Genomic DNA, 24,261 nt, shown 5'->3' on the forward strand with positions numbered 1-24,261 from the left:
TAAACAACCTAAAATGAAAAAAAACTTTAAATACCTCATAGCCGGTATACTTCCATTAGCTTTACTTTCTACCAGCTGCAATAAGTTGCTAGAAGTAACGCCCAAATATATCTATACGACTAAACAAATATATGATAATGACTTACTTGCAGATAGTGTTGTACTGGCGCTATATGGCAAGTTTGCTACTATGCAAAATGATCTTTCACTGAGTACGGGATTCTCTTCCGACGAATTCAGACCTGGAATAAATAACTTCAATGAAGGCTATACATTCATGTATAACTATAACCTAAACCCATTCTCTGGATTCACAAATAGCTATTGGGAGACCTGTTATAGCGTCATCGGTATCGCTAATGCGATGGAGGAAGGTGTAGCTCAGTCAACAGGCATGACACAAGCTGGCAAGAATGAAGTCCTAGGACAAGCCAAATTTATGCGTGCATTGAATTATTATTTTTTGATCAATCTTTATGGTGATGTGCCACTGGTCTTAACCAGCAACTATAAAGAAGAACGCATTAAGCCTCGAATGGCTACTTCAACAGTATACGATCAGATTGTTAAAGATCTTGAAGATGCAAGCGCGCTCCTGCGCGATCAATATCAGCGTGAACGCGTTCGGGCCAACAAGTGGGCAGCACTAGCACTACTCTCTCGGGTTTGTCTATTCACCAAAGAATGGGAAAAAGCAGAACAGTCCGCAAGTCAGGTTATTGCGCAGCAGCATCTGTACCGTCTGGGACAATTAGATACACAAGACGGCACCAAAGTGATGGATATCTTCGTGAAAAATAACTCCGAGCAAATCCTACAACTGTGGAATAGTCTCGGCTCTTCCATCGGTGGATACACCTTAGGTACATTTACGAGCTTTGCCGTCACCGAAGATGAGAACGGCCTATTACAAGCCTTCGAATCAGATGATAAACGCAAGGACAATTACACCAAATTAGAAGAATCAACGACGAGCTATATGAATTACAAGTATCGTTCTAATGGAGAAGATGGCATGCCCAACAATGAGTACACTTCGGTATTACGTCTCAGCGAGCAGTATCTTAATCGTGCTGAAGCCAGACTGCAGTTAGGCCATCCATCAGCAATAGAAGATGTCAATATCCTGCGCAAACGCGCTGGTTTAACAGCTATTTCCAACAGCATTCCCAAAGAGCAAGCATTGAAAGCCATTATCCACGAGCGCCGAGTTGAACTGTGTTTCGAATGGGCAGACCGTTGGTGTACACTCAAACGGCTAGGGATAGCCGATGCCGTCATGTCTAAAGCTAAACCGGATACATGGAAATCATATGCACAGCTTTTCCCAATACCTACTACAGAAATTCAAAACAATAGGCTGTTAAACCAAAATCCGGGATATACAAACTAAACTACCATATACGATGAAAACCATAACCCAACTTGGCCTGGCACTACTAAGCTTAATTTCAACACTCCATGCGCAAGAAAAAGCGCCTTATCAAATTCAAGGAACACTTGCAGGGGTACAAAAAGAGCAAAAGGGCATGCTATTTTTACAACGTTATAACACCGATTTTAACCTAGATTCTGCGCGCATTGATCAAGGTAACTTTCATTTCAAAGGAACAATCGAAGGCCCCGAAATGGCCAACCTGTATTACATTAATACATTAGGTGAACGATCAGAAACACTTGATTTTTATATAGAAAAAGGAAAAATAACAATTAATGCCATATGGGGTAAGCTCCATACAGCCAGTATCAGTGGTTCACCACTCAATACAGATGCCAAACAATTTGAAGAAACTCACAAGACTATCATAGATCATATAAGTGCTCTTACAACCGAATATTTCGAAGCGGAAGAAATTCTTTCTCAAGACAGTTTCAGCATGGATTCACCTGCAAGAGCTCTCATCAATAAAATTGATATTGACCTCAACAAATGGTCTGCACAGCTCAGTAAGGAACAAGCAACTTACATCGACCAAAATCCTAATAATGCTCTCAGTCTATTTAAATTAGAGCGACTACTTAAAGATACCTCCAACCAACAATTGGTGACAACCTTATACGAAAAAATCAATCCTAAACTTAAAAGCACCCCACTTGGGCAACAGCTTCTGGAACAACTACGCAATCTTGATAATCTTAAAATGGGCGACATCGCACCTGCCTTCGCATTAGCCGATACCACAGGTAAGCAGATCAACCTGCAGGACTTTCGTGGCAAGTACGTTCTCATTGATTTTTGGGCAAGCTGGTGTGTTCCTTGTCGTGTCGAAAACGAGCATGTACAGAAAGCTTACAATACTTATAAGGACAAGGGCTTTGAAGTACTGGGCATCTCTACAGATATGATGCTCGACAATTGGAAAAAAGCGGTCAAGGACGATGGTATGACTTGGGTCAACGTAGTTGATCCAGAGAGCAAAGTGAGTGGACAGTACCATATCAACAGCATTCCATCTAACTTTTTATTGGATCCAACAGGAAAAATCATCGGGATAAATCTTCGTGGAGAAGCACTTCACGAATCATTAAAAAATATATTTTAAATCAACACTTTATATACTTAATCATCAATGCATTTAAAACAACTGCTCTATCTTTCTCTTTTAGGTTTTAGCCCCGTCCTTGCCCATAACAGCTTTGCAACAGGCAATACCGAAATCGTATGGACCAAACAAAGTGCCGATACCACGGCCTTGCCTCTTGACCAAAGCGTACGTTATGGAAAACTGGCCAATGGCCTCACTTACTATATCCGCAAAAATAGCGAACCCCAAGAACGGGTATTTATGTACCTCGTGAACAAGGTTGGATCGATCCTAGAGAACGAACAACAGCGAGGCTTAGCTCACTTTTTGGAACACATGGCGTTTAACGGTACAACACACTACCCTAACAATGCCCTCGTAGATTATCTTCAAAAAAACGGAATCAGCTTTGGTGCGGACATCAATGCCTATACCAGTTTTAACGAAACTGTCTATCAACTGCAATTGCCATCCAATGATAGCGAATTGGTCAACAACGGATTTCAGATCCTTCAAGATTGGGCGCAAGGGATCAGCTTAGATCATAGTGAGATCGACAAAGAGCGTGGTGTTATTTTGGAAGAAAAACGTGCCGGAAAAAGTTTGGGCGAACGGATACAAGATAAGACATTGCCTGTTGCACTCAATCAGTCTCTCTATGCAGAACGGATTCCAATCGGCACTGAAAATGTTATCCAACATTTCCCATATCAGGAGATCGAAAGCTTTTATAAAAATTGGTATCGTCCCAATCTTCAAGCCATTATTGTCGTTGGCGACATCGATGTTGATAAAACAGAACAACAATTAAAAAAACAATATTCAACACTTAAAAATCCAGCAAAACCAACAGTAAGGCCAGATTATAAAATTCCGCTAAAAGGCAAAAACCAATTTTTGGTCGTAACCGATCCAGAGATCACCTCGACTTCGATCGATATCAGTATCAAGTATCCAGAAAAAAAACTCAAAAGTGCCGACGATTTCAAGCAGTCTGTTATCAAAGCACTTTTTAATGATATGATGGCTAATCGGTATAATCCAATCTTTCGCATCGCCAATCCCCCATTTCTAGGCGGTGGCACATCATTGAGTTCCTTTATGGGCGGATTAGATGTATTTCAGATACAGATCAACGCCAAACCAGGTCGTTTGAAAGAAGGCTTTGATGCCGTTTGGCGTGAAATATTCCGTGCAAAGCAACATGGATTCACCACAGCAGAGCTACAACGTGCCAAAGATTCTTATCTAAACCAAATGGAAAATATCCATCAAGAGAAAGATAAAATATCTTCCTCTCAATACGTGGACGAATATATCCAGCACTTCTTACATGGTACCGCTTCACCCGGTATTGATCGTGAAATAGAATTGATCAATACCATCATGCCAACGATAGCTTTACAAGATATCCAACAAGTTCTTATCCAGAATCTCAAAGACACAGACCGCGACATCACCGTGCTGGCTCCGGAAGGAGAAAAAGCACAACTCCCTAACGAAGCAACCTTTCTGAAGTGGATAAGCGATCTCTCCAAAGAGAAAACGGCCCCATACGCTGAACAATCCAATGATCAGTCACTATTGCGCAGCAAAGCTCAGTCTGGTACAATCATTAAAGAAGAAAAGGATGAAACCCTTGGTACCACGACCTTAACATTGAGCAACAATATCAAGGTCATTCTAAAACCGACCAACTTTCAAAACAACCAGATTAGTTTTCAAGGGTTTTCTTATGGAGGTACCTCACTTTACGCTGATCAAGACTTCCAAAGTGCCAACAATGCCACTAATTTTATTGGAGCTAGTGGATTGGGCAACTATACAGCCGACCAATTCGAAAAAGCGTTTGCTGGACGCACAGCATCCGCAGCGCCCTTTATCACCGAAACGGCTCAAGGCATAAGTGGATTATCCAATAACAAAGATCTTGAACTAGCATTGGAAATGATGTATGGATATTTCACAGAACCACGTCTCGATACGGCCGTCGTAGCAGGTATACTGGCCAACGCAAAAGACAATTTAAAAGACCGCGACAAGAACGGTGACGTGGTGTTTCAGGACTCCTTGATGGCCATCCTATCTGGCAACAATATCCGTCGTACGGGATTGACTATCGAAAAGATCAATCAAATCAATCCACAACGCGCTTTTGAGATCTATAAAGAACGTTTCTCCAATGCATCAGGCTACAACTTTACTTTTGTGGGGAGTTTTGATATAGAAAAGATCAAACCATTGATAGCCACCTATATTGGCGGACTGCCGAGCACAGGTGATCAAACTCCCAGATTCCGCAATTTAGACATCAATATACCTGCCGGCAAGATAGAGAAAAAACTAGCCCTGAGCAAAGAAGACAAAGCGATGGTCTATCTGATCCTTTCGGGCAATTATGATTACAACACGGCGAATAATATAGCATTACAGGCATTTAGAGAAGTATTGGAAATCCGTCTGTTGGAAAGACTGCGTGAAGAAGAAGGTGGTGTCTATTCACCATCAATTCAAATGGACTACGACAAAATCCCTGACGGACGTTATACGATTTCTGTAGGATTCAGTTGCGCTGTAGCCAATGCAGATAAATTGGCCCAATACTCATTAGAAGAAATTGAGAAGCTAAAAAATGAAGGTCCTTCGGAAGACAATCTCAATAAGTTTAAAACCAATGACAAGTTGAGTTACGAAACGGCAATAAAAACCAATGACTTCTGGTCTAATTATCTCTATTCGAACCTCTACAATGGGGATGATATGCATCGCATCTTCAAACGTTCAGCATTACGAGATAAGTTAAATCAAACTGATATTAAAAACATAGCTAAACAGTTTATTAGCGACAAAAATGTCATCAAAATTGTTCAACTTCCTGAAACAATTAAATAGTAAACATACAATTCCCGTTCGATTATTTTCGGACGGGATACTTTTATTAATAAGTTACAATCCTAATATGGAATCTTAAATAGCCGGAATTTCAATATTTCAAATAACCTTCGAAACTTGGCATTGTCCGTATAAATTGATGAATCAATCCCAATAGATTGTAAAAAGTCACCCATTTCATTTTTTAAAGAGGTGACAAATGAGCGTTTATTCTCTTGTTCAGGATAAAGAGATAATTCCTAACTCCCACGTAATCCTGAGCCAGCAAGAAAGCCATTTAACTCTTCTAGCAAGTCCTCAATAGCGCTATGGTCTAGTTGGCTATGCCAATGTCCAATTTATTAGTATCTGTGAGTTTGAATACGCATTAAATTGCTTATCTTCTTCTTTGCAGTAACCTGTATCGATGGCTTCCTCCAGTCCCGAATTCGACAAACATATTCCACTACATTTTTGGTTATCCACATCATCCTCATCATCTGTAATTTAAAGCATTGTTTATCTACGGATTGAGTTCCTTTGCTGATTAATAACGACCTGTGATTTCCTTTATACTATCTTTCTTTGTAAAAAAATCATTATCAAAATTCCGATAAACATAAAAATCTTTCATCTTTAAAAATTGAAGTGAAGGATTATTTTTATCAACGTTCTATGTTGTGCTTTTCAAATACCTATTGGACTCGATTCCACTAATCCAATAAGAAGTTGCGATCTTAAATTATAAAACGATAATAAATATTGAAAAAACGGAAGTGTGCAATAAAAAATTCAGAATATCAATACTCCAAAATTTAAATACAATAATATATTCGAAAGTAAGACGTAAAGACATTTTCTTCAAAAACAAACGTTAACTTCGATTATAAACCAATTGATTATTAACATCATGAATATAATTTTTATTTAAGAAACCAAGAGTAGCTCTATCCATTCAAATATTGATACCACTACCGGCTTCATACGTTTTTAACAATAGTGACAGGAATAAAATTAGCAAAAAAGTTGCCATAAGCCATAAATATTACTATAATTGAAAAATAATACAATATAATTTAAAAATTTGGAAGCCAAAACCAATTAGTTCACACAATATCATAATGAAAAACGAACATGTATGGCATAGTAAGGAGAGTTTGCTGGAGCGTCTAAAACTGGGCGATCTAGAGGCTTTCAACATGATCTATGAGCAATACTGGTCTGTCCTAATCAATGAGTCCTATAAAAGACTTCATAATATGGCTCTTTGTGAAGAAGTGGTACAAGATGTATTTATAGACCTTTGGCAACAGAGAGCGGTGAGAGAAATCCAGAACCTTGAGGCCTATCTGCGGACCTGTATGAAATTTAAAGTCTTTGAAATTTACAGGAAAAATAGGAGAACAAAATCAATGCTCGAAGAAAATCTATCTTTAATGCAGGAACATGAGATTTCCGAGTATGATCAATATGCAGAAAAAGATTTAAAATCTCTAATACAAGAATGGATTGCACATCTACCACAGAAAAGAAAAGAAATCTTTAAAATGAGATATCTCGATGAACTGTCTACCAAAGAAATAAGCGAAATGACTGAAAGCTCACAAAATACAGTACAAAACCATTTAGGTATCTCCATTGCTAAACTAAGAAAATTGATCATTCAACATTTTTTGCTCTTTATACTTACTTTATTTCACTGATTTCAAATAAGTTGCAAATAAATTACTTTGAGACTAGTACGATCTTCCTGTTTAAGTACACTGTATATATATACTGTACTAATCAAAAATGGAACATCATAACCCAAGGCTTCAAAATCTTATAGATAAATACCTAAAAGGTAAATGCAATGAAGAGGAATCAGAAATTGTTGAAAATTTTTTTGAAAGTTTTTCATCACGCCCAGATATCTTGGATCAACTTGATCCTGAAAAACAACATGAAATAAAAAGAAGGATCCAGGAAAATGTCTTAAACAGAATTTCACCAACACCTGTCCGAAAAATCAGTATGATTAAACTTACTGTTGCCGCGACTGTAGCACTTTTCTGTATTTCAATTGCATATCAATATCTGTATAAAAACAGTAGCTTAAAAAATATAGAAATCAACTTAGCAAACGGACAACAGCGCCATATTACGCTAGAAGATGGAACAAAAATTACACTCAATGCATCCAGTAGAATTATTTATCCTAATTCTTTTAAAGACTCTTCTAAACGTGAAGTGATTTTAATCGGTGAAGCATTTTTCGATGTCGCTAAAAATCCTAAAAAACCTTTTATCATCCACACCCCAAGAATGGAAATCAGTGTCTTGGGAACTGCTTTTAATGTTCGTGACTATGAAAATGAAAGAAATGCAGAGACTGCTTTAATACGGGGGAAAGTTTCGATATGGAAAACTGGCCATACGGATAAAAAATTTATCTTGAACCCGAATGAAAAGTTTGTTCTATCTAATGCGGCTATCCATAACGCGGATATCCATAACCATGTACAATCCACCAAGCCAAAAGTTGTCTCTCTGCAATATGCCACAGTTGCAGTCCAGCCTTTAGTTCTCTCAAATCAAGACGGTACTGCACTCGAAACAGAATGGATGCTAAAACGGATGACCATCCGTGATGAAAGATTGGCAGATATTGTACTCAAACTGGAACGTATGTATGGTGTGGAAATACAGATCTTAAGTAGCAAAATTGCTATACAACGCTTCTCTGCGACATTTGAAAATGAAGATCTAGACAATATATTAAAAGCACTGCAGACTGTTAATTACTTCCAGATCAAAAAGACGGGTAAAAATCAAATACAGCTATTTTAAAACAAACTAACCTACATAACTCATATGAACAAAACAGTACCCAAATTTAAAAAAGAATCCAGATTGGCACTGCTTCTGGTTTGTCTCAGCACTGTGCATGTGCAGAGTTTTGCCTATTCACAAACTGAAAAAATTGATGTATCCATAAAGGCCGGCAAGCTGGAAGACGTATTTCAGACCATCAATGAAAACAGTAAATACAAAATGTTCTTCAGTAAGGCTATACTTCCCAATTCAACAATAAATATTATAGCTGACAAAATTAGTATTAAAGATGTACTATCAAAATCTCTTTCAGGAAGTAATCTGACCTGGGAATTGCTGGATAATAATATCATAGCTATAAAAGAAAAGAAACAAAGTCAACCACATTTGTCTGGACAAGTACTTAATGAAAATGGCTCTCCGTTAGCAGGTGTGTCCGTGATCATAAAAGACTGGCAAAAAGAGGCATACCGAAATATACAGACAAGTACAGCTACTGATGTGAATGGACAGTGGGGATTGAGGATACCCAATGAAGATATAACCATCATATTTTCTTTCATGGGGTACCAGAAGGTGGAGGTTTCGGCCAAGCAGCTTCTTGCAAACGCTACTCCTATCCGATTGAAGCCTGAAGAAGGCAGTTTAGAAGAAGTTGTTGTGATCGGCTATGGAACGACAACCCGTCGATTAAATACGGGATCAGTAGCTTCGATCACAGCCAAAGATATTGCATCTCAACCTGTAAGCAATCCACTAGCAGCATTAGCCGGTAGAATGTCAGGTGTCTTGATTGCCCAAAATAACGGTGTGCCCGGAAGTGCGGTACAGATACAGATCAGAAACCAGGCTTCATTAAGCGGAACGACCTCAGGATCTATTCCCTTGTACGTTATTGATGGGGTGCCTTTCACGAATTTTAACGGCGGTCAACCTGCGACCGACAATCTAAACTCTTTTGGTATTTCTGGATCTTCTGGTGGTCTGAGTCCGTTTAGTATGATTAATCCTTCTGACATAGAACGTATAGATGTACTCAAGGATGCCGATGCTACAGCAATTTATGGTAGCCGTGGTGCCAATGGTGTGGTATTGATCACGACAAAGAAAGGATCATCAGGACGTACGCGCATCGGTGTTAATTTTAACAGCGGATTTACGGAAGTGAATCGATTTATCCCGATGATGAATCTGGAAGAATATCTATCCTTGAGAAAGGAAGCTTTTGCTAATGATGGTACGGTACCAACGGCAACAAATGCTCCAGACCTATTGTTATGGAACCAGAATAAATCGACAGACTGGCAAAAAATGCTGATCGGCAATAAAGGCCATATTACGGATATGCAAGCGAATATGTCGGGCGGAAATGAGTCTACACGCTTTTTCTTTAACTCCGGATACAGACGCGAAAGCACAGTATTCTATGGAGATAGCAAAAATAGCAGGTTTACCTCTCGTCTTAACCTGGATCATACGTCTGCAGACAAGAAGTTTAATGCGGCACTATCTGTCAGTTACGCCAATGACAATTCGGATATGCCCTCTGCGGATATTACTTCGATGTATAACCTGCCTCCTAACTACCCTATCTATGACGACAATGGAAGATTTTATTGGCTACCCTCATCAGCAGGGATCAACAATCCTATTGCTATGCTCAACAGAAAATATATAGGAACGACGAACAACCTCATTTCAAATGCAAACCTGAGCTATAAGATTATCCCCGGGATGACCGTTAAAACAAATTTCGGGTACACCATAACACAGCTCAGCCAAAATAACCAGACACCGATTTCATCCTTAAATAATACCCTCACGAATCCATTGGGCTCATCGGCTTTTTCCAATACAAAAGCGGAGAACTGGATTATCGAACCTACACTGGATTACGTCAAAAATATAGGTCAAGGCAAACTAACAGCATTAATCGGTACGAGTTTCCAGCAGAATTCCTCCCGCTCACAGACAACTAATGGATCTAATTATAGCAATGATGCACTTTTAGGATCGCTCAGTGCGGCAGGAACATTCACCGCGAACAACAATCTTGTTTATTACAAATACAATGCAGTATTTGGAAAAGTGAATTACGACTGGAATGAGAAATACTTATTTAACGGAACATTTAGAAGAGATGGTTCTTCACGTTTTGGTCCAAAAAACAGGTTTGGAAATTTCGGCGCGATAGGCCTTGGCTGGGTATTTGGCAAAGAAGATTTTGTGCAGGACAAGCTGCCGTTCCTCAGTTTCGGTAAACTGAGAGCAAGTTATGGTACGACCGGGAATGATCAGATATCAAACTATATGTATCTTCCGCTTTACTCCTCTGCTACAGCTTATCTAAATAATCCCTCGATGAACATTGGGACACTGCCTAATGAATATATCAAATGGGAAACAACCAAAAAGATGGAATTTGCCCTTGACCTTGGTTTCTTGAGAGACCGTATTTTGTTCACAGGTAACTATTTTAGAAACCGCTCAGGCGACCAGATTACAGACGTTATCCTAAGTACTCAAGTGGGCTATAATAGTTATAAGGCCAATCTTCCTGCACTGATTCAAAATACGGGACTGGAACTGGAATTGAATACCACCAATATTGCTACGGAAAATTTCACATGGAAAACATCGACCAACTTCACATTCTATAAAAATAAATTAGTGGAATTTCCAGGAATTGAAAATACATTCTATGCGAGCAGTTTTCTCGTTGGAGAACCTCTCAATCTGATCCGTCTTTATCATTATCAGGGGGTAGATGAAGCAACTGGCAGCGCTACTTATGAAGACCGCAATGGTGATGGCGTTATCAATGGAGACGACCGCTATGTTGCTGACTTAGGAGCACCATTTTATGGAGGATTTAACAATACGTTTTCATACAAAGGATTTGAGCTGGGTGTATTTTTCCAGTTTAACCATCGATTTGGAGTGACCAAAATTTTAAATACAAGACCTGGAGCAATGGTTAACCAGAATGAATACTGGCTTGGAAGATGGTCTCCAACAAATCCGAATACAGATATTCCTGGAGCGATCACACCGTCATCACCAACTTCTACGCCTGCAGGAACTGCTTTAAACAATTCATACAATCTATACAGTAGCTCTGATGCTGTCTACGGGGATGCATCTTATATTAAATTGAGATCTATAAACCTTTCCTACAGCCTGCCCAAAAGCTGGACTTCGCGATTGAAAATGTCCAATTGCAATGTCTTTATGCAGGGCCAGAATCTGTTTACCTGGGCAAAGAACAAGTATGTGCTGGATACAGAAACTACCGTCCAGGGCGGTCCCTCTGGTTTAGGTACGGGCACTATCGCACAAGTGCTACCTCCATTGCGCACAATTGTCTTTGGATTTAACTGTCAATTTTAAAACGTACAACAATGAAATTAAACAATAAAATCATCATATCGCTGATCCTGACCAATGGAGCACTTTTATTAAGTTCTTGCGAAAAATTTGTGGATCTTGGTGCTCCACCTACGCAGGTTATCACTGGAGATGCGTTTGCATCGGATGCATCCGCAAACAGTGTGATCCGTGGATTGTATAGCACAGTATTAAATATTAACTTGTCTGGCACGACGACGTTCTTTACTGGAATAGCGGCAGACGATCTTCAATATAATGCGACAGATGCCGGTATAACAGAGTTTGCAAGTAATAATATCTTAAATACAAATAATAATGTCGCTAACCTGTGGTATAATAGTTATCAATTGATCAAGAATACCAACAATGCCATCTCAGGCTTGGATGCATCCAATTCCCTCACGCCACTTATAAAAGATCAGCTGATAGGTGAAGCTAAATTTTTTCGAGCTTATGCTTATTTCTATCTTGTGAATTTATATGGTGACGTCCCTTTACAATTGCGGAATGACCTCTATGCATTTGAAGATGCTTCTCTACCACGGGCAAGTAAACAGCAGGTCTATGATCAGATCGTCAGTGACCTCAAAGATGCAGAGAGTAAAATGCAGACCAACTATGATGCAGCTGCCAGTCCAAGAGGACGGGCCAATAAAGCTGCCGCCAGCGCCCTATTGGCTAGAGTATATTTATATCAAAAAGACTATCAAAATGCCGAATTGTATGCAACCAAAGTATTGCAGTCATCTGATTATGGTATGCCTGCTCCAGACAAAAACTTCCAAAACACGAGCAACGAAGTTATCCTTCAGTTGGGAAATCTGACGGGTGTCACAACTTTCGGAGCAAACTATATTACGGCGGCGACTGCTGTCCCAGGTTATACGCTTCCCGACGCAGTATACAACAGTTTCGAGTCATCATCCACAACTGATCTAAGAAAAATAAACTGGACAAGTCTTAAAACCATTTCAGGTAAAAACTACTATGCCATCACGAAGTATAAAGTAGCTTCTGGAACAGGTGCAGAATATCATATCATGCTACGGTTGGCAGAACAGTACCTGATACGCGCGGAAGCTAGATGCAAACTCAATAATCTTAGCGGTGCACGATCTGACATTGATGCTGTGCGTACTCGTGCCGGATTAACGGCTATCCCTAGTGGCAGTAACGAAACACAATTATTGACCGCGATAGAAACAGAGCGACTTCATGAATTTTTTGGCGAGTATGGTCATCGCTGGCTTGATCTTAAACGGACTGAACGTGCCACTGCAGTGCTTTCACCCGTTAAAGCAAACTGGCAATCTACAGATGTGCTTTTTCCAATTCCACAGGCTCAAATTCTGATCAACACTAAACTGACGCAAAATCCTGGATACGAAAACTAAATTATTACAAATAACAGATCTTTAAAAAATGAAAACAACAATCTTAACCATTGCCTTGACTTTTGCCCTAGCTAATACTATGGCACAAAAGGCATCGGGGGACAAATTTCAAAAATATCTCCCTATAATAGAAAAAGGCAGCATAGCTCAAAAAGATTCGCTTACAAATGTACTTTTAACCGAAATTAAGGGCTATAAAACAGAGCAAGAGTTCCGCACAACGATCAATATTCTACGGTCATTGGGAAAGGAAGAGCAACAGGCTTCGGTAGAAGCTATTGCGAAGAAAAAGTATCCAAAGGGATCACTGACCCGCGATGCTTTTATCACCAATGTATTTTACAACGCACCCACTGTCCAGGAAAAGGAAAAAGCCTATCATGATCTGAACAAAAAGTGGCCGGCCAAAAACTTCAGCGAAGAACTTTTGACCTATGATTATGTTTTAGCCAATTTAGCACAGGGATTTGCAAATGATGGAAATGCTCCTAAAGCTATCCATTACCTTGGCGAAATGAAAGAAAAATTTTGGCGTGGCAATGGATATCTGCCCGTAGGTCAGATATTATTATCGGCAGGAGATACAGCAACTGCAGCACCGCTCCTAAAAACTGCTATGGATGACAGTTATTACTACCTAAGCCTTCCTGAGGATCAGAAAGACAATAAAGCAAGATTCGCCTCTATGGGTTATGCCAGCTCTATGTCTGCTTATGTCAATATCTTAGTAGCTCAAAAAAAATATACCGATGCACTTGGTTACATAGAAAATGCACTAAAAGCGGCTCCTGAACAAGCTGATGGATTAGCAATGGTTTACTATAAATCGCTGATGGGAACAGGACGGAAACTGGAGGCGTATAATATCTTGACGAAATTATATACTAAAGGACAATTTGCTGTTGAGAATGATCTTAAAAAACTCTACTTGGAATTGAACGGGTCTGCTCAGGGCTATGAAAATTTTAGTGCATCATTAAAAGAAACGTTAACAAAGAATATACGTGACCATATTAAAGAAATGGAGACCTTCAAACCTGCTCCGAATTTTGAGTTGATCAATTTAAAAGGTGAAAAAGTGTCGTTGGCCAGTTTAAAAGGAAAAGTTGTCGTCCTAGATTTCTGGGCTACTTGGTGTCAGCCTTGCGTGCGTTCATTTCCGGGTATGAAAGCTGCGCAGGAATCATATGCAAATGATAAAGATGTTCAATTCCTGTTTATGAATACTTGGGAGCGCGACAAAAATTATAAAGAAAATGTATTGGCTTTTGTAACAAAAAATAATTATCCTTTTGAAGTTCTTTTTGATGATCAAAAAGATCCTCAAACTGGTGAGGTAATGGCTGCTAAATTTGGTGTGAAAGGTATTCCTGCTAAATTTATTATCGATAAGGAAGGAAATATTCGGTATTTCTTAACCGGCTCTTCTCCGAATGTTGACTATATAAAACTAGAAATGAAGGAGTTGATCGAAGCGGCAAAGAAGCCCTATAAAGGTTAAAAAATATGGAAATTAAAATAGCAAGAAAATTTTCTTCCACACCATGTTGTGGTTGTGTTAGTTTTACATGTTAAAAAAGTATCCCAAATTTTCATTTTATAACAAAAGCCAGCTTTTTTACTTAAAGCTGGCTTTTTTCATTTTGAAAATATGATAGTCTAATAATATGAAGTGATAAATGGATAGGTGAAGTTCTGAGGATAAATAAAATAATCATGATTGGTATTTAGACACATTTGCAGAAACTACTTCTAAAGCCAAAGGGCTCATTTATAAAGTTTAGATACCAGATTTCACACTCAGTTTTCAAGTTTCTATTTATGGGAAACGAAAGAAGACAAGGTATCAGTTTGGACCAAATTGATAAATTTATCCAGATTTAATTCTGGTTTACTGGTTGGATCCTATATTTGTAATGAGTAAAGCGTTTATAAAGCCCAGCGTTCATTTAATATTTTGTTTATCCATGGATCTTAATAGTTTACAGTACTTACAGCCATTCGTTCATTATAGCTTACACTTTTTAGTCCCAGGATTATTAGCTTTTCTGTTTTTCAAACAACAATGGAAACGCGCCTGGCTGATTATGATCGCCACGATGCTCGTGGATATGGATCATTTGTTAGCGACACCGATATTCGACCCGGGGCGTTGTAGCATAGGCTATCATCCACTTCACTCCTATTATGCCATTGCGGTATACTTCGTGTTACTTTTTTTTCCAAAAACGCGCATTATTGCTGTCGGATTACTCTTCCATATGTTGACCGATTGGCAAGATTGTCAATGGCACTAATCAACAAGTTATTAAAAGAAATTAAGAAATAGTTTACTCGTTACACAACACATCCATTTAGTTATCGCGAACGATGCTTCGGTTCTTTTCATCTTCAGCACTGTTCACTTTTTTGACATTTCTAATTGTACCTCCAAAACTATAAGTCAAGTTAACTTTTACCATACGCGTTTCAATATGATTGCGCCAGTTCTGCTGTATTGCACCACTATTCTGCTGGAAGCTATTTTTATATGATTTAAAAACATCTACTAAGCTCATTTGGACAGAAGCTCGTTTTTTCAAAAACTGTTGCCTCACTCCAACTGTTAAATAGCCAAATGCCTCATTGCTGATGTTTCGTTCTACACTTTTACCGCGGTAGTTGTAAATAAACATAAATGAGAAATTTTTATGAAGCAAAAAACTATTATAAGAAGTTGCTGAAAGGCTATACCGACCGTCAGTATTCAGCAAAACACCATCAAATTCACCTCTAAATGACCGTTTTGAAAATATCGCATTCGAACTGGTATACCACCAAGGCAATACCTGCTTGCCATACATCGCTTGAAGCGTAAAATAACCTGAATGATCCGCATTGCCCGGTAATGACGTCACAATACCATCCTCCAAGGGTACAGTTAAATTGGTGAAGTCGCCTAGGCTATAACTATAAGTAACACCCGCAAAAAAAGCATTTTTATAGCCATACCACAAGTCTGCATTGTAAGCCAACACCGATCTTAACGCAGGATTTCCCTGCTGCAGATTCTTACTGTTGATGATCCGGATCAATGGATTTAAACTTTCAAAACCGGGGCGCTCGATCCTTTTATTAATCCCAAGACTAAGGTTATGATTTTTGGTAAATTTATAATCTACATGCAATGATGGAAAAGGATTAAAATAATTTTTCTTTAAGCTATTTTGCCCAAATTGCTGCTCTCCTTTTCCATATGTATACTCTCCTCTGATCCCCAGCTGATAGGACAGCTTTTCGCTGGTAGCACTATATGTCAAGTATAGAGCCGTTACATTTTCTCGATAATCAAACAAATTGGTTTCCTGCGTTACAGCATCCCGGTAATCGTTGCTGTTTTCAGAATATACAAAACTTGTTTTCATTCCCATCTCGAGCTGACGCCGTTTACCTAAAGGATGAACATAATCTGTTTTAAACGCATATACATCAAATATGCGATCTTGAGCGATCACACTGGGCCGTTCCGATAAAGGATCGAAAGAAACTGTTTTATTATTTTGATCATTGTAGTTAGCATAGCTATAGTAATCCAGATCCATTGTCAGATCCCTGCCAAGGGTATCGATCTGGTGCTGTAAGCGTAAACCGGTCGAAAAATTTGGCGCTTCAATATCAACACGGCTGATAAACTCAGATAGAACCCTACTGTTGGTACTTACATCCACTTGTTCAATTTGCGCTACCCCATCTCGCCACAAAGTTTGAAAACCAGGTTTGATATAGGCCGACAAAGTTGTACGTTTGGATAGATAAAAATCCATTCCAAGATTGGGTGTATAGGTGGTATTTGCCCTGGTGCTCTGCATATTCGATACCGATCGACCAGTAACTGCTCGCGCATCATTTAAAAAAGTGGTTACGATATCAGTGTCATAAAAATACTTATTGTAATTATAATCCAGATTCAAAAGCAGATTATACACCTTTCCTTTATAATTGAGATTAACACCGCCATTCGCTTTTCGATAAGCACCTTTACCACCTCCAGCATATATATTACCGTCAAGCCCACCTTTAAAATTACGTTTACGGATAATGTTGATAATGGCACCGTTTCCTGCAGCATCATATTTAGCAGATGGCTGGCTAATCAATTCCACTTTTTCGATCGCTGCCGAAGAGATACCTTTCAGCAGACCAGACAACGCATCAGCCGACAGTGTGCTCACCTTACCATCTATATAAATCTGAACAGATTTTCCATTTAAAGTGATCCGGTCCAATGCATCAACGGTGACCCCTGGAAATTGGTTCATTACCTCCATTATCGGGGCACCGGAACCCAGACCATTCAGATTGACGATCACTTTATCAGCCCTCCTCTCGACAAAAGGAAGTTTTGCATCAATCGTTACCGTGCCCAACTGTGTCGCCGCAACCTGAAGTACCATACTGCCCAGGTCTATTGAAGACAGTCCCTTGCTTTCAAAAGGCTGTGAATAAATTACCTTATACCCCATGCTCTTCACTTCGAGCAGGTATTTCCCCGCTGGGAGCCCAAAACCAAAATAACCCAAGCTATCTGCCAGTACCATTTTGATCGTATTTGAATCAAGATTATTTTTTAGCGCTACCTGAGCATAGGGAACAGCAGTATTTTTTTCATTTACGATTCGACCGTATACATGGTCCTTTTTTTGCTGGGCATGAACGGTAAACGAAAGGCATAATAGTAAGCCTAAATAGCTATAAAATCGGATGGATTTAAAAATCAGAGGGCACGTCATGTTTGGTATAAATTGGTATACCCAAACATACAACTAATAAACTAGTTATACAACTAATTTATTAGTTGCTACAACTAAATAAACAATTATTAAAACACAACACATTGATTATCAGTTCAAAAATTAACATTTATTCGATAAAGAGAACGAACACGATAACCGTTTTGCAAGGCTGGTTCCCAATTTGGGCTTAAGGTAATCATGCGCAAGGCTTCCCTATCCGCCACATCACTTAATCCATGCTCAACTTTCTCATGAGTCACTTCACCATTAGCTTCAACAATGAAACTCACTTGTACCTTTCCACTTTTGGTCGAGATCTTTCTTGAATTTTTAATCAAAAAATGGCTAAATGCATCAAATCCTCCTGGAAAAGCAGCAGGCTGCACCATAATATCCGAAGGCGTATTATTAACATTTGAAACATTCCACGAGCACAGCACAGCAATCAGAGTTGTCATGGGCACGACCAATACATATTTCCACAAACGTCTAACAGTAGACCTATTGCATTGAAGCATCTTGATCCGGGCTTCCAATAATGAAGGATTATAAAATGTATTGGTCAGTACCGCTCCCGCTTTAAAAGATTGTAGCAAAAGAGCCATGGCATATTGCTTCTTGCTAGTAGCAAATTTTACAGCATGCTCATCTGCCAGATACTCATGCACAAACTTCAGGTTTTTACGGTAGCCATATACGAGCGGGTTGAACCAAAAAAATAGGGCAACCAGTTCAACAAAAAGAATATCCAGTGTATGCAGCTGTCTCACATGAACATCTTCATGTGCATCTATAATTTCAAAATCCAGCAGATTCGGATCAATGACTTTAGTTTTCCAAAATGAAAATGCCCGCCCTTCCGCCTTCGAGAGCAGTTGCTTTTTTATACCGGCCAATCTAACGATCAGCCATGCTGCACTGCAACTAACGCCGGTCCAGTATAAAACCGAAATCAGGCGCAATTGGGCGTCTGTAACAGAAGCCAGCTTTTCTTTTGCAATAAAAGAAAAAGAAATTTCCATCAATTCCATTTGAGGCATACCACTCAAAGACGAAAAGTTAAACAATGGGAGCACGATCGCCAAAAAAAGTGTCGTTATCAAATAAATCCTATTCCATAAAAAGAAAGTCTCCCGTTTGAGGACGAGTTGATAAAACACATAAAAAATGGTCATCGCTATACTCGACCAAATGAAGTAAAGCTGGTTTTCCACAGGATTTAGTCTTTAATTTTATCAATCATCTTCAGCAACTGTTGAGCATCCTTTAAGTCAATTTTTTTTTCATTTACAAAAAAGGAGAACATATCTTGAATAGAATTGGAGAAGTAGTTGTCCAAAAATTTATCAGCTTCGAAACGCATATACTCCTCTTTTGAAATCAACGGATAGTAACGATGCGTTTTACCAAAAGCTTCGTAAGCCACCACACCCTTGGTCTCCAAAATACGGACTACCGTAGAAACAGTGCTATAAGCAGGCTTAGGTTCCGGTAATTCCTGGATGATTTCTTTCACAAATGCTTTCTTTAATTTCCATAGCACCTGCATCAATTGGCGTTCTACTTTGGTAAACTCTACTATTTCCATCGCTTATTCTTTTATACTCAAATATCAGCTAAATAATTAGTTATCACAACTAAAAGACAATTAATTATCGAACGGATTGCTTCTGCGCAATAGATCTGATAATGCTTTTTTAATATTTATTCTGATCTCAATCTCTAAAAAATTAGCTTCATTGTATTGTGAAGCTATTTACATTAAAATAACGTTATGTCAATCCATGACTAACCATTGCTATCCATAGATTACAGTCCATTCACTTCTATGATGAGTCATCTCTGATAAAATATACTCTCATTGGGTGTATACTCACATCATGATAAACCGATTATAATGAACGCAATGGAATTTTCAACTCGATTTTCCTTTTTTTGGAGCTTGACTTGGAAGCTATTTTTGTCTTTGCAGTTTCCGGACCGTAACGCCAAACCATCACCTGTGGCTCCTCCTAGTTAGGTCTACGCTCTTCAATCATGAGGCCCGGTGCTTTCGCTAAGTTTTGGCTCAGATCTGCTGAATTGCGATTCGCTTTCTTCCAGTTTTGTTGACCGATTGGCAAGATTGTCAATGGCATCACTAAACCGGTGGTGGGGCGCTGATTCGTCCCTATGTACATCAATTCAGCTTCGGATGATAGATAAAAATTAGGACAGCTGCTAGACTGCCCCGATTTTTTATTATTTCAAATGAGTTTTGAAAAAATGGTCCAATTTTTCAAAAGGAATCAGTTCCACTTGGTCATAAAGATCGACGTGTACCGCATTTGGAATGATCATTAATTCTTTAGGCTCAGCTGCAACTTGATAGATATCTTCACTGAAGTATCTGGAATGTGCTTTTTCACCAGCAATCAAGAGCATGGGTCTTGGCGAAATCTCGTTCACATATGTCAGAATCGGCATATTCATAAAGGCGATTGGATTTGTGATCAACCAAGCGCCGTTTGAATTCAGCGAACGGGCATGAAAACCACGTGATGTTCTGTAGTAATCAAAATATTCTTTTACAAATTGAGCTTCATCACCCTTCAACTTTTCCGGTAAATTTCTTTGCCCTTCTGTTGGCTTGCCCTGCTGAGCATCTGTCCAGCGTTGCTGACTCAAATCCTCCAATGTCTGAGCACGTTGCTCTGGTGTTACAGCATCGTTATATCCTTTTGACATGACTCTTGTCATATCATATAAACTCGTTGTTGCCACAGCTTTTACACGTTTATCAACGGCAGTAGCGTTCAATGCAAAACCTCCAAAACCACAAATCCCGATAATGCCAATTTTAGTTCTATCCACATTTTTATGCCATCCCAAATAATCAACAGCAGCGCTAAAATCTTCGGTATTGATTTCCGGTGAAGCTAAGTTACGGGGTTCACCTGCACTTTCACCTGTGTATGAAGGGTCAAAAGCAAGCACAGCAAAACCTCTTTGTGCCATTTGATTAGCATATAACCCAGAAGATTGCTCCTTGACTGCACCAAAAGGTCCGCTGATGGCCAATGCTGGCAGTTTTTCGTTGATCGTATTTTTTGGCAGATATAAATCTCCACTCAGCATAATGCCGTAACGGTTTTTGAACTGTACTTTTTGACGTGTAACTTGATCGCTCAATGTAAATGTATAGTGTGCCGTTGCCTTCATGATTTTTGTATTTATTTGAGATGTCTCTTGATCGGTCTGTGCTGACAACTGCCCAAATGACAACCCTGTCAGCGCAAATATTAAGGAAATAATCTTCATTTATTTTTGTTTATGGACTAGATTAAATTCATGTTCGGTTACTGGATCTAACCAGGTGACTTGAGTATCATCTTTAAAATTGGTAATGGCAATATGTGTCATGGAAGTTACGGCAGATGCACCATGCCAATGCTCGACATCTTCAGGAATACAAATGACATCACCCTTTTTAATCGTTTGTGCTTCTGCTCCTCTTTCCTGATAAAACCCAGCACCTTCGATCACCAGCAAAACTTGACCTTTCGGATGGGTGTGCCAATTGGTCCGTGCACCAATTTCAAAGGTGACAGCTCCGGCCGAAAATTCATTATTATGATCTTTTCCTACCAAAGGCGACAAAAAAGCTGCGCCTGTAAACCATTCGTCAGGTAGTCGATCTCCTTTCGGAAATAGTGAAGTTGTGTTTTCTTTATTCATCTTTTTTTATTTTTATAGTGATCATTTATGCATGCCTAAAAAATTTAAAATTCAAATTCTCTAGGTATTTTTTTGCATAGTTATATAGAGCAATTACAGTTTTTTAGTTGACTTTATACTATTAATTTTTCTAAATTTTACCATACCATTTTCTTGAAATCATTATTATCAGGGCTATAAGCTATTAAAGAAAATTCGTGACTGGTGCTATTGCAATGCCACCGATCACAATAGCCATCAATTATGTTGTTTCAATGGGTTTGCTGAGCGGATGGTCATATCCATCGCTGCAGAAAAAAATACAGGATATAGAATAACAGGGAGTATTTTCAACAGCAGGAATGACCATCATCACCTTTTTAGTCATGGCCAACATCAAAAGAACAATAAAAAGACTTATCAAAAATAGCATTAGGGCAAAAGTGCTCCATAATCTTTCTGCGTGGTCGGTGCTGATGTGATCCCCAGCTGCAACTTGTGGAAGTACGCCTATAATTCCAGATGCTCTACTGATGATCCCGATATCACCTAGGCAACCTGTATACGCGATTTTCTTTAAATAGCCATCTGTGATAGGTTTCATTTATTATGATTTGAATGAAACACAAAGGTACCCGAAGATTAAGAAGCATAATAACGAATATCAAACCATAAATTAAGAAAATCAAACTTCGTCCAAACGAAATGATTTTGGATTTGTCCCCGTTGCTTTTTTAAAGAAATGATTAAAGTAAGTTGGATATTCAAACCCGAGGGCATAAGCGATTTCAGCAATACTCCAGTCTGTATGATGCAATAGCGCTTTAGCTTCTGTCATGATACGTTCTGTGATGTGTGCAGTGGTAGGTTTGCCCGTCACTTCCTTTACTGCACGGTTTAAATAGTTGATGTGCACATGCAGATGTTGCGCGTAATGCTGTGCCGTCCTTAATTGAAGCGGATGTTGAGCCGATTCAATGGGAAACTGTCTTTCTAATAGTTCAAGAAAAACAGAAGTCAATCTGGTAGATGCATTTTTATTATGTTCATAATTTTTCGCAGGTTCCATCTTTAATGATTCGTGAATGATGAGGCTCATGTAATTTCGGATCAGTTCATCTTTATATACATAATCACTCTCTTGCTCCACAATTATCTTTTGGAAGATGGTATTGAGAAAATCACGTTGTTCTGCGGTGATTTTCAAAACCGGAGTTCCTCCAATTTTAAAGAAAGACGATTGTTGTAGACTCTCAGAACGTTCCGAATTTTTAAAGAAATCAGCAGAGAAAAGAATCGTATAACCCACATAGGTGCTAGAAATTGTTTCCCACGAATAAGGGATATGCGGATTCCCAAAAAACAAGATCGTACCCTCTTGTTCATATGTTTTATCAGCATAATGAATCTTGCTCTCTCCTGTTGTCAGACAGATTTTATAAAATTCTTTCCTGCTATAGGTTCGCGTATCTTGGCTATCATCTTCAATTTGAAAGGCTTTAAACCCTTGAAGTTTCAGTTCATTATTAAACTCCGAAATGACGCGTACTACTTTCTCCTTCATAGCACAAAATTAAGAAATTCAAACTTATGTTCTTCTTATTTTTTTGGTTAAGATGAATTCCCAAATGTATCGGAACAACGGTCAGCAGCATTTTTATTGAGATCAGAATCCTAAAACTTCTCTCTTGGTTAATATGCAGATAGCGGCATTAAAAAATAGCTTTCAGAGCAAACTTTGACGCACTTCGATCGTATTATTTTAAGGATAATCTTTAAACATATAGAAGTGATGAAAAAAACAATTGTATTTATTCACGGCATGTTTCAAAATGCCAAAAGTTGGGAAAAGTGGACGGCCTATTTTAGTCAAAGAGGCTATGACTGTATAGCACCATCTTGGCCATTACATGATGGCGAACCTGCAGCACTCAGAAATCAGGTGCCGGAGGCATTAGGTGACCTTGTGCTTGATGACCTCGTTATGGCGATGGAAATAGTCGTGAATAAGTTAGACGAAAAACCAATTGTCATTGGGCATTCTGTTGGTGGACTCATCACGCAGATATTGGTGCAAAAAGGACTGGCTTCAGCTGCTGTTGCTGTCAGTAGCGTTGCTCCAAACGGAATGTTATCCTTCGATTGGAGCTTTTTCAAAAACAGCATTACCATTGCCAATCCTTTCAAGGGGGATGAACCTTTTTATATGGACCCCGAAACATTTCACGGAGCCTTTGCCAATTCTCTTTCTGAAGCGCAGAGCAGCATCGAATTTGAAAAGACGGCCACACACGATAGTAGAAATGTACTGAGAAGCTGTATGGGAACATCGGGCCATATCGATCTCGATCAACCGCACGTGCCGCTCCTATTTATTTCTGGAACTGAAGATGAGATTATTCCTGCTGCATTGGTGGAAAAGAATAGCAAAGCCTATGAAGATAAAAACAGTATCGTCGAGTATGCAGAATTTGCAGGAAGAAGCCACTATATCTGTAACGAACCTGGTTGGGAACAAGTGGCAGACCGTGTTTATACATTTCTTACTCAACAGGCTTAATCCCCCGTTTTGGTTTAATCATTGCGGTAGATCGCAAAAAAAACGAAAAACAGGATAGATATTTTGATCGAATATCTTATTCAACAATGAACGCATATACACAAATGGTAGTTCTCCCTATCGGGTCATCCATCCATAGGAAGCTGTAGCGTCCTAGAATAGGTTGACATATAAATTTAACGATAATTATCCTTACTTGACTATTTCAAGTAAGGATTTTTTGTTTATGTACTTGACTA

The 24,261-nt window shown here is 38.9% G+C and carries 18 protein-coding genes; 10 read left to right on the forward strand and 8 right to left on the reverse strand.

The genetic code is table 11. The features are described 5' to 3' along the window. Positions 1-13 precede the first annotated feature (13 nt). From C8N37_RS22190 to C8N37_RS22230, 9 genes are all read left to right on the forward strand, one after another. On the forward strand, positions 14-1,393 hold the full coding sequence (locus tag C8N37_RS22190; RefSeq protein WP_108160962.1) for a RagB/SusD family nutrient uptake outer membrane protein: 1,380 nt from the start codon (positions 14-16) through the stop codon (positions 1,391-1,393). Positions 1,394-1,406: 13 nt separating this feature from the next. Next, on the forward strand, positions 1,407-2,543 hold the full coding sequence (locus C8N37_RS22195; RefSeq protein ID WP_108160963.1) for a TlpA disulfide reductase family protein: 1,137 nt from the start codon (positions 1,407-1,409) through the stop codon (positions 2,541-2,543). 27 nt (positions 2,544-2,570) lie between these two features. Continuing rightward, complete coding sequence (locus C8N37_RS22200; protein ID WP_108160964.1) at positions 2,571-5,417, forward strand: M16 family metallopeptidase; 2,847 nt, start codon at positions 2,571-2,573, stop codon at positions 5,415-5,417. 1,100 nt (positions 5,418-6,517) lie between these two features. Beyond that, positions 6,518-7,099 (forward strand): RNA polymerase sigma factor, encoded by a 582-nt coding sequence (locus tag C8N37_RS22205; protein WP_108160965.1) that lies wholly within the window; start codon positions 6,518-6,520, stop codon positions 7,097-7,099. 88 nt (positions 7,100-7,187) lie between these two features. Then, complete coding sequence (locus C8N37_RS22210; protein WP_052627474.1) at positions 7,188-8,225, forward strand: FecR family protein; 1,038 nt, start codon at positions 7,188-7,190, stop codon at positions 8,223-8,225. Between the two features lie 24 nt (positions 8,226-8,249). Next, entirely contained in the window at positions 8,250-11,600 is a 3,351-nt protein-coding gene (locus C8N37_RS22215) for a SusC/RagA family TonB-linked outer membrane protein (RefSeq protein WP_108160966.1), read from the forward strand. Positions 11,601-11,611: 11 nt separating this feature from the next. Beyond that, positions 11,612-12,994, forward strand: a complete 1,383-nt coding sequence (locus tag C8N37_RS22220) for a RagB/SusD family nutrient uptake outer membrane protein (RefSeq protein ID WP_108160967.1) — start codon at positions 11,612-11,614, stop codon at positions 12,992-12,994. A 28-nt stretch (positions 12,995-13,022) separates the two neighbouring features. Further along, positions 13,023-14,495, forward strand: a complete 1,473-nt coding sequence (locus tag C8N37_RS22225; RefSeq protein WP_108160968.1) for a TlpA disulfide reductase family protein — start codon at positions 13,023-13,025, stop codon at positions 14,493-14,495. Positions 14,496-14,961: 466 nt separating this feature from the next. Beyond that, complete coding sequence (locus C8N37_RS22230) at positions 14,962-15,291, forward strand: DUF6122 family protein (RefSeq protein WP_108160969.1); 330 nt, start codon at positions 14,962-14,964, stop codon at positions 15,289-15,291. 57 nt (positions 15,292-15,348) lie between these two features. Here the strand turns inward: C8N37_RS22230 and C8N37_RS22235 are convergent, their stop codons facing one another. The 8 genes from C8N37_RS22235 to C8N37_RS22265 all read right to left on the reverse strand — a co-directional run bounded on the left by C8N37_RS22235 (position 15,349) and on the right by C8N37_RS22265 (position 23,026). Next, the gene (locus C8N37_RS22235) at positions 15,349-17,763 is read right to left on the reverse strand and encodes an outer membrane beta-barrel protein (RefSeq protein ID WP_108160970.1); all 2,415 of its coding nucleotides are present in this window, start codon (positions 17,761-17,763) and stop codon (positions 15,349-15,351) included. A 116-nt stretch (positions 17,764-17,879) separates the two neighbouring features. Beyond that, complete coding sequence (locus C8N37_RS22240) at positions 17,880-18,980, reverse strand: M56 family metallopeptidase (protein WP_146171127.1); 1,101 nt, start codon at positions 18,978-18,980, stop codon at positions 17,880-17,882. A 5-nt stretch (positions 18,981-18,985) separates the two neighbouring features. After that, on the reverse strand, positions 18,986-19,354 hold the full coding sequence (locus C8N37_RS22245) for a BlaI/MecI/CopY family transcriptional regulator (RefSeq protein ID WP_108160972.1): 369 nt from the start codon (positions 19,352-19,354) through the stop codon (positions 18,986-18,988). A 424-nt stretch (positions 19,355-19,778) separates the two neighbouring features. Continuing rightward, entirely contained in the window at positions 19,779-19,946 is a 168-nt protein-coding gene (locus tag C8N37_RS22890) for a hypothetical protein (protein WP_170114582.1), read from the reverse strand. A 61-nt stretch (positions 19,947-20,007) separates the two neighbouring features. Continuing rightward, positions 20,008-21,066: an alpha/beta hydrolase gene (locus tag C8N37_RS22250; protein ID WP_108160973.1), complete on the reverse strand. Its 1,059-nt coding sequence runs from the start codon at positions 21,064-21,066 to the stop codon at positions 20,008-20,010. Then, on the reverse strand, positions 21,067-21,483 hold the full coding sequence (locus C8N37_RS22255; RefSeq protein ID WP_108160974.1) for a (R)-mandelonitrile lyase: 417 nt from the start codon (positions 21,481-21,483) through the stop codon (positions 21,067-21,069). Between the two features lie 241 nt (positions 21,484-21,724). After that, positions 21,725-22,066 carry a hypothetical protein gene (locus C8N37_RS22260; protein ID WP_108160975.1) on the reverse strand — a complete coding sequence of 114 codons (342 nt, stop codon included), beginning with the start codon at positions 22,064-22,066 and terminating at the stop codon, positions 21,725-21,727. A gap of 81 nt (positions 22,067-22,147) precedes the next feature. Then, positions 22,148-23,026, reverse strand: coding sequence for a helix-turn-helix domain-containing protein (locus C8N37_RS22265; protein WP_108160976.1), 879 nt, complete (start codon positions 23,024-23,026; stop codon positions 22,148-22,150). Positions 23,027-23,254: 228 nt separating this feature from the next. Between C8N37_RS22265 and C8N37_RS22270 the strand changes: the two genes are divergently transcribed. Further along, positions 23,255-24,022 carry an alpha/beta hydrolase gene (locus C8N37_RS22270; RefSeq protein ID WP_108160977.1) on the forward strand — a complete coding sequence of 256 codons (768 nt, stop codon included), beginning with the start codon at positions 23,255-23,257 and terminating at the stop codon, positions 24,020-24,022. Positions 24,023-24,261 lie beyond the last annotated feature (239 nt).

This window comes from Sphingobacterium faecium (genome assembly GCF_003054045.1).
In the GTDB taxonomy this organism is placed as follows: domain Bacteria; phylum Bacteroidota; class Bacteroidia; order Sphingobacteriales; family Sphingobacteriaceae; genus Sphingobacterium; species Sphingobacterium faecium.

Coding starts and splice junctions, on each gene's coding strand:
- C8N37_RS22190 (WP_108160962.1), top strand. CDS start 14: ATGAAAAAAAACTTTAAATACCTCATAGCCGGTATACTTCCATTAGCT.
- C8N37_RS22195 (WP_108160963.1), top strand. CDS start 1,407: ATGAAAACCATAACCCAACTTGGCCTGGCACTACTAAGCTTAATTTCA.
- C8N37_RS22200 (WP_108160964.1), top strand. CDS start 2,571: ATGCATTTAAAACAACTGCTCTATCTTTCTCTTTTAGGTTTTAGCCCC.
- C8N37_RS22205 (WP_108160965.1), top strand. CDS start 6,518: ATGAAAAACGAACATGTATGGCATAGTAAGGAGAGTTTGCTGGAGCGT.
- C8N37_RS22210 (WP_052627474.1), top strand. CDS start 7,188: ATGGAACATCATAACCCAAGGCTTCAAAATCTTATAGATAAATACCTA.
- C8N37_RS22215 (WP_108160966.1), top strand. CDS start 8,250: ATGAACAAAACAGTACCCAAATTTAAAAAAGAATCCAGATTGGCACTG.
- C8N37_RS22220 (WP_108160967.1), top strand. CDS start 11,612: ATGAAATTAAACAATAAAATCATCATATCGCTGATCCTGACCAATGGA.
- C8N37_RS22225 (WP_108160968.1), top strand. CDS start 13,023: ATGAAAACAACAATCTTAACCATTGCCTTGACTTTTGCCCTAGCTAAT.
- C8N37_RS22230 (WP_108160969.1), top strand. CDS start 14,962: ATGGATCTTAATAGTTTACAGTACTTACAGCCATTCGTTCATTATAGC.
- C8N37_RS22235 (WP_108160970.1), bottom strand. CDS start 17,763: ATGACGTGCCCTCTGATTTTTAAATCCATCCGATTTTATAGCTATTTA.
- C8N37_RS22245 (WP_108160972.1), bottom strand. CDS start 19,354: ATGGAAATAGTAGAGTTTACCAAAGTAGAACGCCAATTGATGCAGGTG.
- C8N37_RS22890 (WP_170114582.1), bottom strand. CDS start 19,946: ATGTACATAGGGACGAATCAGCGCCCCACCACCGGTTTAGTGATGCCA.
- C8N37_RS22250 (WP_108160973.1), bottom strand. CDS start 21,066: ATGAAGATTATTTCCTTAATATTTGCGCTGACAGGGTTGTCATTTGGG.
- C8N37_RS22255 (WP_108160974.1), bottom strand. CDS start 21,483: ATGAATAAAGAAAACACAACTTCACTATTTCCGAAAGGAGATCGACTA.
- C8N37_RS22260 (WP_108160975.1), bottom strand. CDS start 22,066: ATGAAACCTATCACAGATGGCTATTTAAAGAAAATCGCGTATACAGGT.
- C8N37_RS22265 (WP_108160976.1), bottom strand. CDS start 23,026: ATGAAGGAGAAAGTAGTACGCGTCATTTCGGAGTTTAATAATGAACTG.
- C8N37_RS22270 (WP_108160977.1), top strand. CDS start 23,255: ATGAAAAAAACAATTGTATTTATTCACGGCATGTTTCAAAATGCCAAA.